General features: G+C 66.3%; 19 protein-coding genes. All 19 read left to right on the forward strand.

Going from position 1 to position 15,702, the window contains the following annotated elements:
* Positions 1-23: 23 nt before the first annotated feature.
* The 19 genes from AC07VL_RS16180 to AC07VL_RS16270 all read left to right on the forward strand — a co-directional run bounded on the left by AC07VL_RS16180 (position 24) and on the right by AC07VL_RS16270 (position 15,700).
* Positions 24-392 (forward strand): response regulator, encoded by a 369-nt coding sequence (locus tag AC07VL_RS16180; protein WP_494806760.1) that lies wholly within the window; start codon positions 24-26, stop codon positions 390-392.
* A gap of 2 nt (positions 393-394) precedes the next feature.
* Complete coding sequence (locus AC07VL_RS16185) at positions 395-1,021, forward strand: chemotaxis protein CheC (protein ID WP_131371220.1); 627 nt, start codon at positions 395-397, stop codon at positions 1,019-1,021.
* 5 nt (positions 1,022-1,026) lie between these two features.
* Positions 1,027-1,998 (forward strand): diguanylate cyclase, encoded by a 972-nt coding sequence (locus tag AC07VL_RS16190; protein WP_494806761.1) that lies wholly within the window; start codon positions 1,027-1,029, stop codon positions 1,996-1,998.
* 150 nt (positions 1,999-2,148) lie between these two features.
* Complete coding sequence (locus AC07VL_RS16195; RefSeq protein ID WP_494806762.1) at positions 2,149-3,816, forward strand: sensor histidine kinase; 1,668 nt, start codon at positions 2,149-2,151, stop codon at positions 3,814-3,816.
* A complete protein-coding gene (locus tag AC07VL_RS16200; protein WP_494806763.1) occupies positions 3,813-4,514 on the forward strand; it encodes a response regulator in 702 nt (233 codons plus the stop codon). The genes AC07VL_RS16195 and AC07VL_RS16200 overlap by 4 nt, the downstream gene beginning before the upstream one ends.
* A 219-nt stretch (positions 4,515-4,733) precedes the next feature.
* A complete protein-coding gene (locus tag AC07VL_RS16205) occupies positions 4,734-4,922 on the forward strand; it encodes a hypothetical protein (protein WP_494806764.1) in 189 nt (62 codons plus the stop codon).
* 83 nt (positions 4,923-5,005) lie between these two features.
* Entirely contained in the window at positions 5,006-5,176 is a 171-nt protein-coding gene (locus tag AC07VL_RS16210; protein WP_290607606.1) for a Flp family type IVb pilin, read from the forward strand.
* A 95-nt stretch (positions 5,177-5,271) separates the two neighbouring features.
* The gene (locus AC07VL_RS16215) at positions 5,272-5,445 is read left to right on the forward strand and encodes a Flp family type IVb pilin (protein WP_494806765.1); all 174 of its coding nucleotides are present in this window, start codon (positions 5,272-5,274) and stop codon (positions 5,443-5,445) included.
* Positions 5,442-6,512, forward strand: a complete 1,071-nt coding sequence (locus AC07VL_RS16220; RefSeq protein WP_494806766.1) for a phosphatase PAP2 family protein — start codon at positions 5,442-5,444, stop codon at positions 6,510-6,512. The genes AC07VL_RS16215 and AC07VL_RS16220 overlap by 4 nt, the downstream gene beginning before the upstream one ends.
* Positions 6,509-7,096: a prepilin peptidase gene (locus AC07VL_RS16225; RefSeq protein ID WP_494806767.1), complete on the forward strand. Its 588-nt coding sequence runs from the start codon at positions 6,509-6,511 to the stop codon at positions 7,094-7,096. Before AC07VL_RS16220 ends, AC07VL_RS16225 begins: the two co-directional genes overlap by 4 nt.
* Before the next feature lie 40 nt (positions 7,097-7,136).
* Positions 7,137-7,757: a methyltransferase family protein gene (locus tag AC07VL_RS16230; protein WP_494806768.1), complete on the forward strand. Its 621-nt coding sequence runs from the start codon at positions 7,137-7,139 to the stop codon at positions 7,755-7,757.
* Positions 7,758-7,790: 33 nt separating this feature from the next.
* A complete protein-coding gene (locus tag AC07VL_RS16235) occupies positions 7,791-9,137 on the forward strand; it encodes a DUF8689 domain-containing protein (protein WP_494806769.1) in 1,347 nt (448 codons plus the stop codon).
* On the forward strand, positions 9,134-9,982 hold the full coding sequence (gene cpaB, locus AC07VL_RS16240; protein WP_494806770.1) for a Flp pilus assembly protein CpaB: 849 nt from the start codon (positions 9,134-9,136) through the stop codon (positions 9,980-9,982). Before AC07VL_RS16235 ends, cpaB begins: the two co-directional genes overlap by 4 nt.
* A gap of 22 nt (positions 9,983-10,004) precedes the next feature.
* Positions 10,005-11,633: a type II and III secretion system protein family protein gene (locus tag AC07VL_RS16245; RefSeq protein WP_494806771.1), complete on the forward strand. Its 1,629-nt coding sequence runs from the start codon at positions 10,005-10,007 to the stop codon at positions 11,631-11,633.
* Positions 11,634-11,642: 9 nt separating this feature from the next.
* Complete coding sequence (locus tag AC07VL_RS16250; protein ID WP_494806772.1) at positions 11,643-11,930, forward strand: pilus assembly protein; 288 nt, start codon at positions 11,643-11,645, stop codon at positions 11,928-11,930.
* Positions 11,931-11,977: 47 nt separating this feature from the next.
* Positions 11,978-13,522 carry a pilus assembly protein TadG-related protein gene (locus AC07VL_RS16255; RefSeq protein WP_494806773.1) on the forward strand — a complete coding sequence of 515 codons (1,545 nt, stop codon included), beginning with the start codon at positions 11,978-11,980 and terminating at the stop codon, positions 13,520-13,522.
* A 7-nt stretch (positions 13,523-13,529) separates the two neighbouring features.
* On the forward strand, positions 13,530-13,997 hold the full coding sequence (locus AC07VL_RS16260; RefSeq protein WP_494806774.1) for a TadE/TadG family type IV pilus assembly protein: 468 nt from the start codon (positions 13,530-13,532) through the stop codon (positions 13,995-13,997).
* Between the two features lie 10 nt (positions 13,998-14,007).
* Positions 14,008-14,526, forward strand: a complete 519-nt coding sequence (locus tag AC07VL_RS16265; protein ID WP_494806775.1) for a TadE/TadG family type IV pilus assembly protein — start codon at positions 14,008-14,010, stop codon at positions 14,524-14,526.
* A gap of 22 nt (positions 14,527-14,548) precedes the next feature.
* Complete coding sequence (locus AC07VL_RS16270) at positions 14,549-15,700, forward strand: CpaE/TadZ family protein (RefSeq protein WP_494806776.1); 1,152 nt, start codon at positions 14,549-14,551, stop codon at positions 15,698-15,700.
* Positions 15,701-15,702: the final 2 nt, after the last annotated feature.

Genomic DNA, 15,702 nt, shown 5'->3' on the forward strand with positions numbered 1-15,702 from the left:
ATATGACGTTTCAGGAACAGCAAATGAATCACAGTAAACAGGTACTTGTTGTCGATGACAGCCGGGTTTCACGTTTGATGTCGCATCAATTCATCCTCAGCAAACATGCCGACTGGCAAGTCATCGAGGCGGCGACGGGTGAAGAAGCCCTGGAAAAAGTCAAGACCGTCAAGCCTGTCCTGATACTACTGGATGTCAACATGCCCGGCATGGGCGGCGTGGCGGCGGCGGAACAATTGCGCGTGCTGTGCCCGCAGACCCCCATCTTCCTCGTCACGGCCAATGTACAGAATGCCATCCGCAACCGCGCCAGCGAACTCGGCGTCGGCTTCATGGAAAAACCGATCACGGAAACGCGCATCCACCAGCTGATCGATTCACTGGGACTGTGAGCATGGTCAATCTCTCCGAACTGGAAAACGATGCCCTCGTGGAGATATTCAATATCGGGGTAGGCCACGCGGCCGCCGCGATGAGCGAGATCGTCAATGAAGAAGTCACCATGTCGGTGCCTTCCATCACCTTCCTGAACCGCGCCGACGCGGCCGCCCTGCTGGGCAGCAAGAAAGATGGCGAACGCATCTGCGGCGTCAGCCAGCATTATGACGGCGCCTTCGCCACCGAAGCCATTTTGATGTTCCCGGAAGACAAGAGCCTGGAAATCGTGCGCCTGATGGTGGGCGACGCCATGCCGCTGCAGGAACTGACGGAGATGGAACAGGAGGCGATGAGCGAAATCGGCAACATCATCCTCAATTCCTGCGTGGGAACCCTGGCCAACCTGTTCGACAGCGAACTGCATGGCTCGCTGCCCCTGTACCACGTGGGTACCAGCGCGGAAATCCTGTCGTCCTTCGGCGGCCAGGACGACGAGGCCGTCGTGCTGATGCTGCACATCGACTTCGTGCTGGCCAAGCACCAGATCCACGGCTATGTCGCCTTCGTGCTCGACCTGTCCGCCCTGCACGACCTGAAGCAGCAGGTGAGCCGCTACCTGGCCAAGGTCCTGGGACAGGCGTGAAGATCATGCCGGATGCCTTACACCGACTCGCCCTGCTCGAGAGCATCATCGGCGCCGTCAACCTGGGCGCCATCGTGCTCGACGAGCAACACCGCATCGTGCTGTGGAACCGCTGGATGGCGCGCCATTCCGCCTGGACGGCCGAGGCCGTGCTGGGCCAGGACTTCTTTGCCATCTTCCCGGACCTGCGGCACAGGCGCATCGATTCGGCCATCACCCAGGCCCTGCGCGACAATTTCCAGTCACTGCTGTCGCAAACCCTGCACAAGGCGCCGTTTGCCCTGTACACGCATGGCGCCGCCGCGGGGGCGACGGAAGGCCAGGAACGCATGCAGCAGGCGATCGCCGTCACACCGATCAATTTACCCGGCGCGCCGCGCCACTGCCTGATCCAGATCAATGATGTCACCATCGCCGTGGGCCGCGAGAAGCTGCTGCGCGAACAGACCATGGTGTTGCGCTCGCAAACCTTTGCCGACGGCTTGACGGGCATCGCCAACCGCCGCCACTTCGACGTCGCCATCGAGAAGGAAATGCGGCGCGCCATGCGCACGGGCAGCCCCCTGTCGCTGCTGATGATCGATATCGACCATTTCAAGGATTACAACGACCACTACGGCCACCAGCAGGGCGACGGCTGCCTGATCCGCGTGGCGGCCGAACTGGCCGCCATGCTGCAGCGCCCCACCGACCTGCTGGCGCGCTATGGCGGCGAGGAATTTGCCGCCATCCTGCCCGATACGGATGCGGCGCAGGCCTTGCGCATGGCCGAGGCGATCCGCCAGCGCGCGGCCGACCTGCGCATTCCGCACGCCAAGACGGGCAATGACGTCAAGCACATCACGGTGAGCATCGGCATCGCCACGCAGCATCCGCACCAGCCGCTGGAAATCTCCGCCCTGATCGGCGCGGCCGACCGCGCCCTGTACCTGGCCAAGCGGGCCGGCCGCAACCGCGTCATGGTGCAGGCGCTGTAGGAAAGCAACGTCCGCCATGTAATTCCAGTAGACATCTTTCCGGCGGATGCGTAGACTCATAGCTGATTGCAGCAAAAACAACAAGAATTTATCTGCGGTATCCATTCACGCGCATGCGCCGCTCCTGCGCGGATACGCCCAGGAGTGCTTGTGAACCTCGATCTGCCTCTCACCTCCCGTTTGCCGGGCGCTGGCCTGGATACGACCATGGTCAATGGCATGCGCCTGCTGCTGTCCAGCGCGACCTTGCTGACCCTGTTCATCGACCCCGAAAGCGCCGGCAAGCTGAGCAGGATCACCTGGCTGATCTTTTCCGCCTACACCCTGCACAGCCTGCTGCTCTACGTGCTGGCCGTGCTGGGCATCAACCTGCCACAGGACATCCTGCTGTACTGGCTGGACGTGGCCTGGTATGCACTCATCGTCTTTTCCACCAGCAGCCACAACAATTTATTCTTCCTGTTTTTTTTCTTTGCCATCCTGACATCGTCGTTCCAGCGCGGCTTCGAGGAAGGCGCCCGCGTCACCCTGGCCTCGGCCGGCCTGTTCGCCGCCACGGCCCTGTTCGGCGAATCGGATGCGGAGTTGTCGCGCTTGCTGTTGCGCAGCACTTTCCTGCTCGCGCTCGGCTACATGATCGCCTACTGGGGCGGTTCGGCCATCACGCAGCGCAGCCACCTGGCCCTGCTGCGCGATGTCAGCCAGCTGTCCAACCCCCGCTTCGGCGTCGACCAGACGATCACCTCGGTGCTGGAAAAGACGCGCAGCTACTTCAACGGCCGCAGTTGTCTGCTCGTCATGCAGGACAAGGGAACGCGGGTCTGGTCGCTGCGCAGCGTGATCCATACGGCATCGGGCATCATGCACACCAGTTCGCTCCTCAGCGACGAGGCGGCCAGCCCCCTGCTCGCCTTTGCGCCCGACAAGATCGCGCTGTACAACCAGCCCGCGGGACTCTGGCTGCCCTGGTCCGGCGGGGCGCGCATGCAGGACCCGCACAGCGGACGCTGGCTGCGGCATGACGATGCGGCAGGCGCGCGCCTGGCCGAGCTGCTCGAGGCGCACGCCTTCATCAGCGCGCCCCTGCCCTTGCGCAATGGCAAAGGCCGCATCTTTATCGTCTCCGCCACCAGCATGAGCAGGACCGACGCCCTGTTCCTCAGCCATATCGGCGCGCAGGCGTTTCCCGTCATCGAGAACATCGACCTGCTCGACCGCCTGGCCTCGCAAGCGGCCTCGCGCGAGCGCGAAAAGATCGCGCGCGACCTGCACGACACGGCCATCCAGCCGTATATCGGCCTGCGCCACGGCCTGGCCGCCCTGCGCAACGAAGCCACGCCGGGCAATCCCCTGCTGCCCGAGCTGGAAAAGCTGATCCTCATGTCGGGCCAGGTGATCACCGACCTGCGCAGCTACGCGCGCACCTTCAAGAACGGCCAGGTGCAAAGCGAGCCGGAACTGCTCGTCGCACTGCGCCGCCAGGCCACGCAGATCCGCGAATTCTATGGCATCGACATCACCCTGCACATCGAGGGCGACCTGCACATCAATGACCGCCTGGCGGCCGAAGTGTTTCAGATCGTCAACGAAGGCATGAGCAATATCCGCAAGCACACCTCGGCCCGCCATGGCGCCGTCAAGCTGACCTGCGCCCAGGGCGCGCTGCACATCAGCATCGACAACGAATGCGCCGCCGCGCATATACCCGACTTCCTGCCCGATTCGCTGGCCGAGCGGGCCGCCGCCCTGGGCGGCACGGCCCGCGTCACGCAGGACACGCAGGGCAACACCTCCGTCCAGATCGAGATTCCCATATGAACGACCATCACGCCATGCCGCCGGCCAGCCATCTCATCAGCGTCCTGCTGGTGGATGATCACAAGACCATGCTGTGGGGCCTGGAACGCCTGATCGGCGGCGACCATTCGGGCATGCGGGTGGTCGCCACGGCCTCCGACAGCACCGAGGCGCTGGAGCTGGCGAAAGCGCTGTCGCCCGATGTGGTCGTGCTGGACCTGGACCTGGGGGGCATCAGCTCGCTGGCCATCCTGCCGGCGCTGGCGCAATGCGGCAGCACGCGCGTGCTGGTGCTGACGGCCAGCCACGACCAGGCCATCCTGGACCAGACCGTGCTCAAGGGCGCGCGCGGCATCGTCAGCAAGGATGCGCCGGCGGAGATGGTGCTCAAGGCCATCGAAAAGGTCTACCACGGCGAACTGTGGCTGGAACACGCCATGCTGGGACGCATGCTGACGCAGCTGACGCAGCCCGGCGGCGGTTCGGCGCAGGCCGTCGCCGTGGCCAGCCTGACCCTCAAGGAAAGAAAGATCATCGCCGCCCTGGTGCACGGCAGCGGCACGCCCGCCAAGCTGCTGGCGGACCAGCTGTTCATCTCCGAACATACCTTGCGCAACCACCTGACCTCGATCTACCGCAAGCTGGGCGTCTACAACCGCCTGGAACTGTACGCCTACGCCACCAAGCACCACCTGGGCGAATTGCCGCCCGGCGCCTGACGCCCCCATCCCGCCGCGCGGCCGCCACAGGGCCGCGCCCCCCCTCTCCGCCCCCCTCTCCGCCACCATCCCCGCCAGCCAGCGGCATGGCCGCCGCCCCTGTGCGTCGAGCTCAACCATGACAATTGTCACGAAAAAAACAAGCAGTTCCTCCTTGCAACAAAAGGATGTTCTTCTGATGTAGATCAAGCTGCCGACTTCTATAGTGGTGTTACCGGAGTGCAGATTACCGCCGCGGCCCACCACGACACGGAGCACAGCATGCGCTTTGACAAGATTCTTCCGACGGCCCTGATCACCTATTTGCAGGGCAAGGAGAAAGCCGCGTTCTACCGCTATGCACTGGTGGCGGCGCTCATGGCCGTGGTGTGCATCATCGGTTTGCTGGCACTGGGGGAAAGCCCATGAGACGGCCGGCCCGAAGCAGCAGCAAGCAAGATTGTCATGTCGTTTTACCCACCGCTGTACCTTAACCACCGCTAGGAGTTGTCATGAAACTCATCAAAAACTTTATCCGCGAAGAAGATGGCGTTACTGCAATCGAGTACGGCCTGATCGCTGCCCTGATTGCCGTCGTGATCATCGCCGCCGTCACCATCGTCGGTACCCAGCTGAAAAAGACCTTCAGCACCATCGGCACCAAACTCACCGCCGCAAATTGATGCAGCGCCGTCCGGACCGGCCCTGCGCCGGCCCGGACAACGTTTTACCGCATTTCCCGGCACGTCCACCTTGAAGATGCAGAGCGAGGCCCATCGTGAAATCTTTCTTCGCCCGTTTATCCGACGAATCGGCCGTCACAGCGATCGAATACGCGCTGCTGGCGGGCCTGATAGCGGCACTGCTGGTGCTCACGATCACCCTGCTCGGCGACCAGGTCAAGCAGCTGTTTGTCTACGTCAAGGACCAAGTGGTCCTGGCCCTGTCATGAACACCCTGCGCGCCTCGCTGCGCACCCACCGCGTCCTGCTGCTAATCGTGCTGCTGTACGCCGCCGCAGCCACCCTGCTGGCCGGCAGCCTGCCCAGCCCCTCGGAGATCCTCAACGTGCTGGCCGGCTTCCTCGTGGCCATCCTCACGGGTCCCGTCTTCATCCTGTGCGGCTACACCATCCGCGTGATGGTGGTGCAGCGTCCGCACCGCCTGTGCCACTACCTGTACCACGACCTGCGCCGCTACCTGAGCAACGAACGCCTGCTGCACGCGCTGCCGGCCATACTGCTGATCCCCATCTTCGCCTCCAGCTTTACCGTCTTCAAGTCCGCCATCCCGCGCCTGCACCCCTATACCTGGGATGCCACCCTGTCGTCCTGGGACATGGCCCTGCATGGCGGCATGGCACCGTGGGAAAGGCTGCAGCCGCTGCTGGGCCATCCGCTGGTGACGGCCCTGCTGAACTTTTCCTACCACTTCTGGTTCTTCCTGTTCTACGCCATCCTGTACTGGCTCATCCTCGATACGCGCCGCCCCCTGCTGCGCATGCAGTTCCTGCTCAGCTTTGCACTGACGTGGATCGCGCTGGGCAGCGTCCTGGCCGTGCTGTTCGCCTCGGTGGGCCCCTGCTACTACGGCCACCTGCACGCCAGCGACCCGTATGCGCCGCTGATGGCCTACCTGCATGAAGCCAACCAGCACATTCCCGTCTGGGCCCTGCAGGTGCAGGACATGCTGTGGCGAGGCTACCAAAGCAAGGGCGCGAACGGCGAGCTGGGCATTTCCGCCATGCCCAGCATGCATGTGGCCACGGCCGTGCTGATGGCCATGATGGGCTGGAGAGTCAGCCGTGCCGCCGGGACCGCCCTGTCCGTCTTCGCCGTGCTGATCATGCTCGGCTCCATCCACCTGGGCTGGCACTACGCCGTGGACGGCTATGTGGGCGCGGCCGGCGCGGTGCTGGTGTGGCGCCTCGTGGGAAGGATGCTGGGCCGCGAGGCGGCGGCCCCCGTTGCTGCCCTGGCGCCGGTGCCCTGCATGAGCAAGGGAGGAGTGACATCATGAACGCCCCCCTGTCCATGCTGCTGTGCCTGGCCATGCTGGCCGCCTTGCTGGGCGCCGCGCTGTGGCACGACCTGCGCACGCGCCGCATCCCCAACCAGCTGGTGCTGTGGGGCACCCTGGCCGGCCTGGCCCTGAACAGCTTCGTGCCACCCGGCGCCGGCCTGTTCGACGCCCCGTTCGGCGGCCTGGGCCTGCCGCAGGCGCTGGCCGGTGCCGGCGCCGGACTGGCCCTGCTGCTGCCCATGTACCTGCTGCGCGCCCTGGGCGCCGGCGACGTCAAGCTGATGGCCATGTGCGGCGCCTTCCTGGGACCGGACGCCGTGCTGGAAGCGGCCCTGCTGACCCTCCTGGCCGGCGGCGTGCTGGCCCTGGCCGCCGCGCTGGCCGGGCAGCGCCTGCGCCAGGTGCTGAAGAACACCTATCACATGATGCTGGGCGCCCTGCTGCACAGCCTGGCCGGTGGCGCCGCCACCATCGCCGAGCCGCCACCGGCCACCGGCAAGCTGGCCTACGCCTTTGCCATTGCCAGCGGCACCTTGCTGCAGGTGTTCCTGCATTACACCCATCTGTGGAGCTTGCGCTGACACGCGCCGCTCCAGCCACCCACCACGACAGGACATGACCATGGATACCATCGCCACCCTCTGCCACTCCCGCCGCGCCAGCCTGCTCACCAGCATCACCATGGCCGGCCTGTGGACCGTCTTTGCCAGCGCCCACGTGGTGGGCTACCTGCACAGCGGCGACTGGAGCTACCTGCTGTTCTGCGCGGCCGAAACCCTGGCGGCCCTGTTCTTCATCGTCCGTTCGGCCCCCGTCAGCGTCTCCACCGACGCGGGCGACTGGCTGCTGGCCATCGGCGCCACCTTCGCCCCGTTCTTCTTCGCGCCATCGGACATGGCCATCTGGCCCGGCGCGCGCTATCTGCTGGCCGTCGGCAGCCTGCTGCAGATCGCCGGCCTGCTGTCGCTGAACCGCAGCTTCGGCCTGGTGGCGGCGCAGCGCGACATCAAGACGGGCGGCGTCTACCGCCTGGTGCGCCATCCCCTGTACGCCAGCTACCTGATTTCCCTGAGCGGCTACCTGCTGGCCAATACCTCGCCTGCCAATACCGTGGCCTACGTCGCGACGATCTCCATGCTGGTGGCGCGCCTGCTGCGCGAAGAGCGCTTCCTGTCCACCGACGTGTGCTACCGCGTCTACATGCGCCAGGTGAAGTACCGCCTGCTGCCCTTCATTTTCTGATTCCCGCCCATCCGAGCAAGAGGAGCACCCATCATGCCTGATACCTATCCAGAACGCAGCGACGGCGGCGGCGTCGAACCGGCGGCCAAGCGCGCGCCGCGCACGGTCGAAGAAACGGGACTGCCCTTCCTGTTCCTCGTCGAGCTGCTGGTAAAGATCCTCTTCCTGCGCGGCCAGATCGGCCTGCCCGCACTGTCGACCCACGTCAAGCTGGGCGCCGGCGTGCTCGAACCGCTGCTCGCCTTCATGCGTGCGGAAAAGCTGTGCGAAGCGCGCCGCAACGGCAGCAGCGGCACCGACGCCGACCTGTATTACCAACTGGGCGACCAGGGCCGCCTGCGCGCCGCCGAGTACCTGCGCCGCAATGCCTACAGCGGCCCCGCGCCCGTCACCCTGGCCGACTACAGCAACCAGGTGCTGGCACAGAGCGTGGCGCACATGCACGTCACCCGCGACGACGTAATGCGCGAATTCCGCCACGTGGTCGCCAGCTCGGCCGTGCTCGACCAGTTGGGCGCGGCCATGAATTCCGGGCGCGCCCTGTTCTTCCACGGCCCTGCCGGCAGCGGCAAGAGCTACCTGGCCGAGCGCCTCAACGGCCTGCTCAGCGGCGCCATCGCCCTGCCCCATGCCGTGATGGTCGACGGCGAAGTGCTGCCCTTCCTCGACCCCATGCTGCATACCCTGTCGGGCAGCGCTTCCCTGCCATCGGACCCGCGCTGGGTGCGCGCCGAGCGCCCCGCCGTGCTGACGGGCGGCGAACTGACCCTCGACATGCTGGACCTGCAATTCGACCAGGGCGCGCGGCTGTACCAGGCGCCGCCGCACCTGAAGGCCAACAACGGCATCTTCATCATCGACGACCTGGGCCGCCAGCGCTGCTCACCCGTGGAACTGATGAACCGCTGGATCGTGCCGATGGCGCGCCACGTCGATTACCTGTCCCTGCACACGGGCTACAAATTCCCCGTGCCCTTCGACGTCATCGTCGTGTTTTCCTCGAACCTGGCGCCGCAACAGCTGGCCGACGATTCCTTCCTGCGCCGCATCGGCTACAAGATCCACGTGGGCCCGCTGAGCGCCTACCACTACCTGGCCGTGTTCCGCAGCACCTGCGCCCAGCTGGGCATCAATTTCGACGAAGCCTCGTACACCTACCTGCTGCACCTGCACAGCCAGTACGGGCGCCCCCTGCTGGCCTGCTATCCGCGCGACATCCTGGCGCAGGTCTGCGACCAGGCGCGCTATGAAGACCATCCGGCGCAGCTGTCGCCTGAAGTGCTGTTCTGGGCATGGGAAAACTATTTCGGCAGCGATGACACGCTGGCAAGCACACTCACCGGACCGGCAGCGGTCCAGCACAAAGGGGAAGCAAAATGAGAAACGCACGCGCTCTGACGATGATGGCCATTGCGGTCATCCTGGCGTTCGCCGCGGTCATCGTGGCCGCGCGCTGGATCAATGCCCAGGCTTCGGGCAACATCAACAAGGTTGCCGTGGCCCAGATCGACATCAGCCTGGGGGCGCGCATCACGCCCGACATGGTGCGCATGGTGGACTGGCCGTCGAACGCCCTGCCGCCGGGCGCCATCAACGATCCCAAGCTGCTCGACACGCGCGTCACGCGCACCAGCATCCAGCATGGCGAACCGATCATGGAAGGCAAGCTGGCGCCACCGGGCACCCAGGGCGGCCTGTCGGCCGTCGTCGCCGAGGGCAAGCGCGCCATGACCGTGCGCGTCAACGACGTGGTGGGCGTGGCCGGCTTCGCCCTGCCCGGCAACTTCGTCGACATCCTCGTCAACACCCAGGGCGAGGGTGCCCGCAAGACGCCGGACCGCGATCCGAACATTTCCAAGATCGTCCTCGAACGCATCCTCGTGCTGGCCATCGCCCAGGAATCGAACCGCGACGACACCAAGCCCAAGGTGGTCAATGCGGTGACGCTGGAGCTGACGCCGGAGCAGGCTGAAAAACTCGACCTGGCGCGCAGCGTGGGCACCCTGTCGCTGGTGCTGCGCAACCAGGTCGAGGACAAGCCCGTCAACACGGACGGCGCCACCAAATCGAGCCTGCTCGATGAAAAGGTCGCCACCGCCGCCCCGGCCGCCATGGTGCAGGCCAAACCGGCGCCACGCCGCCGTCCTGCCGCGGCGCCTGCGCCGCAGGCCGGTCCCCGCGTCGATGTCATCAAGGGGCTGGAACGCAGCTCCCAACAATTCTAACCTGCACCAGAGGAGTCACGCCATGAGCACATATTGCACAGCAAGCGAAAGCCGGGTACTCAGCCTGGCGCTTGCCCTCGCCATGATCGGCGCCCTGGCGCCCCAGGCGCGCGGCGAACCCGTCGCCGCCACTGCCACCACTGCCGTTGCCGCCGTTGCCGCCGACGCGGGCGCCGCCAGGAGCAGCCGCGCGACGGCCCGTCCCCGGGCCACGCCGCCGCAAAGCGAATCGCGCGCCGGCCGCACCGAGATGGCGCCGCAAATGAGCCTGGCCGAAGGCAAGTCGACCCTGATGCGCCTGCCGTTTGCCGCCAGCCGCATGTCCGTCGGCGATCCGCGCATCGCCGACGTCATCCTGCTCAATCCCAGCGAGGTGTACCTGCTGGGACGCTCGGTCGGCACCACCAACCTGATCCTGTGGAACAAGAACAACGACGCCACCATCGTCGACCTGGCCGTCGGCATCGACAGCAGCAGCCTGCAGGCGCGCATGAACGAATTGCTGCCGAACGAAAAGAACATCCACATCACCGTGGCGGGCGACACCCTGATCCTGTCGGGCGTGGTCAGCGATGCCGTCAAGGCCGACCAGGCGCTGTCGCTGGCCAACGCCTACGTGCAGCGCAGCGCGCGCAGCAGCTCCGCCGCCGGTGCCGGCGCCAGCGCAGCCCCGGCAGCCGGCGCGGCGCCCGCGGCCCCTGCCGCCACGCCCGATGCCGCCATGCCGCGCGTGATCAACCTGCTGTCGATCGCCGCGCCGCAGCAGGTCATGCTGGAAGTGAAGGTGGCCGAAGTGTCGAAGGTGCTCGTCGACCAGCTCGGGGCCAGCCTGGGCATAAACAAGACCATCGGCAGCTGGTCGTATTCGCTGCTGTCCAGCCTGCTCAGCAACAATCCCAGCGGCTTGAGCGGCGCCAGCAAGAACAACTTCTTCAACCTCGACGCGCAGAAGCGCGATGGCCTGATCAAGGTCCTGGCCGAGCCGAACATCATGGCCATCAGCGGCCAGGAGGCGAGCTTCCTGGCCGGCGGCAAGATCTTCATCCCCGTCAGCCAGACCAACAACGGCGGCGTGCCCACGATCACCCTGGAAGAGAAGGAATTCGGCGTGGCCGTGAAATTCACGCCCACCGTGCTCGACGGCGGACGCATCAACCTGAAGGTGGCGCCGGAAGTGTCTGACCTGAACAAGGACGGCATCGGCATCACCGCCACCGGGGTGTCGACGACGGCCATCCTGCCGTCGTTCACGACGCGCCGCGCCACCACCACGGTGCAGCTGTTCGACGGCCAGAGCTTCGCCATCGGCGGCTTGATCAAGAACAATGTGACGAGCAATATCAAGGCGCTGCCGGGCCTGGGCGAAGTGCCCGTGCTGGGCGCCCTGTTCCGCAGCACGGACTTCCAGACGGACCGGACCGAACTGGTCTTCATCATCACGCCGCACCTGGTCAAGCCCCTGCCGGCCGACTACAAGCTGCCCACCGACGACTACATCCAGCCAACGCGCGGCGACATGTTCATGCAGGGAAAAATGGAAGGCAGCGCACCGGCGCCGGCAGCCACATCGGCACCAGCGCCGGCGCCCGCCGCTCCCATGCAGCCGCAGGCAGCCGCTGCCCAGCCCGCCGCCGGCTTCGACCTCAAATAGGAGAACACCATGAAAACCGCCCACTGCCTGCCCTGCGCCACCCTGCTGTCGCTGCTGTCCCTGCTGGCCGGCTGCGCCGCCACCACCACGCCCGTGCTCGATTCCCATTTCGGCGAATCGGTGGCCCTGCTCAAGGCGCAGCAGATCATGTATCCGGATGCCTACCGCAATATGGACCCCATCAGCGGCATGGATGGCAAGGCCGGGGCCAGCGCCTACCAGCGCTACCAGAAATCGTTCAGCACGCCTGAACCACAAAGCAACGTGTTCACCATCGGGGTCGGCGCGCGCCAGTAGGCGCCCGCCACGCGGCGAACTCCCCCCCAGGCCACCAGGAGAAGCACATGCATACCGCATTTCGCAGGCACGACAAGCAGCAGGGCGCGATCGCCATCGTGCTGGGACTGACCCTGGTGGTCCTGTTTGCCATGGGCGGCCTGGTGCTCGACCTCGGTCACCTGTACATCGCCAAGGCCGAGCTGCAGAACGGCGCCGACAGCGCCGCGCTGGCGGGCGCCGTGGAACTCAATCAAAGCGCGGCGGGCATCGACAATGCGCAGACGAAGGCCATCGCCATCGCGCAGAAGAACCGCTACGACTTTTCCACCACCTTGACCATCACGGCCGCCAACATCAGCTTCGGCCCCAGCCCGGACGGCCCCTGGTCGTCCGGCGCCAGCGCCCGCACCAGCCCGCAGGGAATGACCTTCATCCAGGTCGACACGGGCAGCAAGACCTTCGCCACCTACCTGATGGGCATCGCCGGCATCGCCAGCACTAGCACCTCGGGCGTGGCGGTGGCGGGCCGCTTCGTCAACGACGTCACGCCGATCGGCGTGTGCGCCGTCGATCCGGCCAACAAGACGGCGCAGTACACGTACCCCGCCGCGCCGGCCGGCACGGGCCTGACGGAGCTGGTGGAATTCGGCTTCCGTCGCGGCGTCACCTACAACCTGTTCGGCCTCAATCCGCTGGGCGGCTCCTCCGATCCCTACCTGATCAATCCCGTCGATGCGCCGCCCGGCAGCTGCAGTGCCTCGCACTCGAGCGCCAGTTCCACCGCGCCGTTCATGTGCACGGGCAGCAGCGCCGTCATCACCAGCGGCACGGGCCAGGTCTACACGAATACGGGCATGACCGCCTCGCTGGCCGCCTCGCTCAATTCGCGCTTCGACGACTACTCCTCGCCCTCCGTGTGCGACCCCGTGTCGGCGCCGCCCGACACCAATATCAAGGCATATCCCTGCGTGGGCAGCTCGCCGTGCGCCGCCACCGCCGCCACCTCGCCGCCCACCGGCTGGATGCAGCCGGGCGCCAGCACCGTGCCGAGCCAGCAGTCCGTCAGCCTGTCCGGCAACAAGCCGAACTATCGCCTGCCGCCGACCTACAGCACGCCCGTGACGGCGGCCCAGGCCCAGTTTGCCGGCTACGGCGTGCTGTGGTCATACGGTCCCGCCTACCAAAGCAACGGCGCCACGCCGGCCAAGGCCGGTACGGCCTACAGCGTCACGGACGGCAACGCCAATCCCATGTACAACACCACCAAGGCAAATTACTTCGACACGGCCAGCTATCCGACCAGCGCCGACGCCTCCTTCCCGGCCGGCACGCCGCCATCGCCGTACAACCAGACCAGCGGCCCCACGTTCCAGGCGCCGTCGGTGGCGCATCCTGGCCAGCGCAACCGCCGCATCCTCAACGTGGTGCTGGTCGACTGCCGCACGGCGCCCGTGGGTCCGGCCTCGTGCGGCACCATGAACGCGGTCGGCATCGGCAAATTCTTCATGACGACGAAAGCCGATTTCAGCGGCGGCACCAAGCACCTCGACGTCGAGTTCGCGGGCCTGATCGAGCCCGTGCCGAATTCCGAAATCAAGCTCTACAAGTGAGGCGGCCATGCGCATCCATCGTTCCCCTCCCAGGCAGCGCGGCAGCGCCGCCGTCGAATTCGGCATCGTGCTGGCCCTGCTGGTCACGCTGCTGGCCGGCATCTTCGGCTTCGGCCGCGCCTTCTGGTACTACGACGCGCTGACCAAGGCGACGCGCGACGCGGCGCGCAACATGTCCGTCAGTGCCAAGGCCAGCATCGCCTCGCAGGGCGTGCCGGCGGCCAAGCAGACGGTGGTCAATGCGGCCACCAGCGCCGGCATCAGCGACCTCACCACGGCCAACGTAACGGTCACCTGCCTGGACGCCAGCTTCAACGACAGCAGCTGCACCGATGGCACGGCGCCGGGCGGCATCCGCGTCGAAGTCGTCAACTACACGCTGTCCGTGGGCCAGTACCTGCCCTTCGTGATCGGCGCGGCCAGCAGCTACGCCACGCCGCTGGCGCCGCGCACCACCATGCGCTACATGCTGTAAGGAGAACGCCATGCGCCACCGCCTCTCACCTGCCAACCGCGCCGGCCGCCAGCGCGGCGCCGCGGCCGTCGAATTTGCCCTGGTGGCGCTGCTGTTCTTCACCCTGCTGCTGGGCATCCTGGAATTCGGCCGCCTGCTGTTCCTGTACAACACGGTGCAGGAAGTGAGCCGCCGCGCCGCGCGCGAAGCGGTGGTGCGCTGGATCGACCAGACGGACACCGTCAAGACGCTGGCCCTGTTCGGCGGCACGGCCCTGCCGGCCGCGCCCGAAGTCACGGCGGCCAACATCACCATCAGCTACCTGAACAAGAGCGGCTCCGTCGTGACCCTGCCGCCGGCCGACCCCGGCGACAACCTGTCGGCCTGCGGCGACAACACGCGCACGGCCAGCTGCATCGACAGCGTGCGCGTCTCGATCGACAACGTCAGCTACACGCCGATGGTCAGCCTGTTCGGTTTTCTCAATATCGCCCTGCCCTCCTCGGTCGTGGTGATGCACGCCGAGAGCCTGGGCTTCCAGATCAACTGAACGCCATTACGGGGAGTACCAAGTGAATATCGTCATCGTTTCAAAGAATGAAGCCCAGCTCAAGCGGCTCACCCGTTTGCTGCGCGAACGCAGCGCGGCCGACCGCGTCTCGCTGCTGGCGAGCACGCCGGACCTGTTCGACAGCGGCGCAACGCCGGACCTGCTGCTGCTGGAGCAGGAGCACATCGGCGAGGAAGAGCTGGAACGGCTGGAGCTGCTCGGCGGGCGCCATCCTAGCCTGGCCATCATCGTGCAAAGTCCGCAGCAAAGCCCGCAATTCCTGCTGCGCTCGATGCGCGCCGGCGTACGCGAAGTGCTGCCGCCCGACGACGACGGGGCGCTGTGCGCGGCGCTGCGCCGCATCGAGGACAAGCTGCAGAAGCAGGTGACGCGCAAGGGCCAGGTGCTGGCCTTCGTCTCGTGCAAGGGCGGCAGCGGCGCCACCTTCATCGCCGCCAACCTCGGCTACGCGCTGGCCGCCGGCGAACAGCGCAAGGTGGCGCTGCTCGACCTGAACCTGCAGTTCGGCGACGCCGCCCTGTTCGTCTCGGACCACAAGCCGGCCACCACCTTGTCGCAGCTGTCGCAGCAGATCGTGCGCCTCGACGCCTCGCTGCTGAACGCCAGCATGATCCAGGTCACGCCCAGCTACAGCGTGCTGGCCGCCGCCGACGATCCCGCCCATGCGGCCGACATCGAGGCCGAGCATATCGACCGCCTGCTGGCCCTGGCGCGCAGCCAGTACGACTACATCGTGCTCGACGTGGGGCGCGGCCTCGATGCCGTCAGCGTGCGCGCGCTGGACCGGGCCGACCTGATCTTCCCCGTGCTGCAGGCCACCCTGCCGTACGTGCGCGACGGCAAGCGTCTGCTCGACGTCTTCCGCGGCCTGGGCTACCGCGAAGACAAGATCCGCCTGGTCCTGAACCGCTTTGCCAGCAGCGACAGCATCCGCGTGGCCGACCTCGAATCGGCCTATGGCAAGCATGTCTACAAGTCCATCCCCAACCACTACGAGGCGGTGGCGGCCTCCGTCAGCCAGGGCGTGCCCATCCTCAAGCTGGCGCCGCACAATCCCGTCTCGCGCGCCCTGCAGGAACTGGCCGCCAGCCTGGCCGGCGAAACCCCGCCCGCCGCGCAAGGCTGGGTGGCGCGGCTGCTGGCGCGTGCCTGATC

The organism is Janthinobacterium sp. GW821-FHT03C08 (assembly GCF_059420905.1).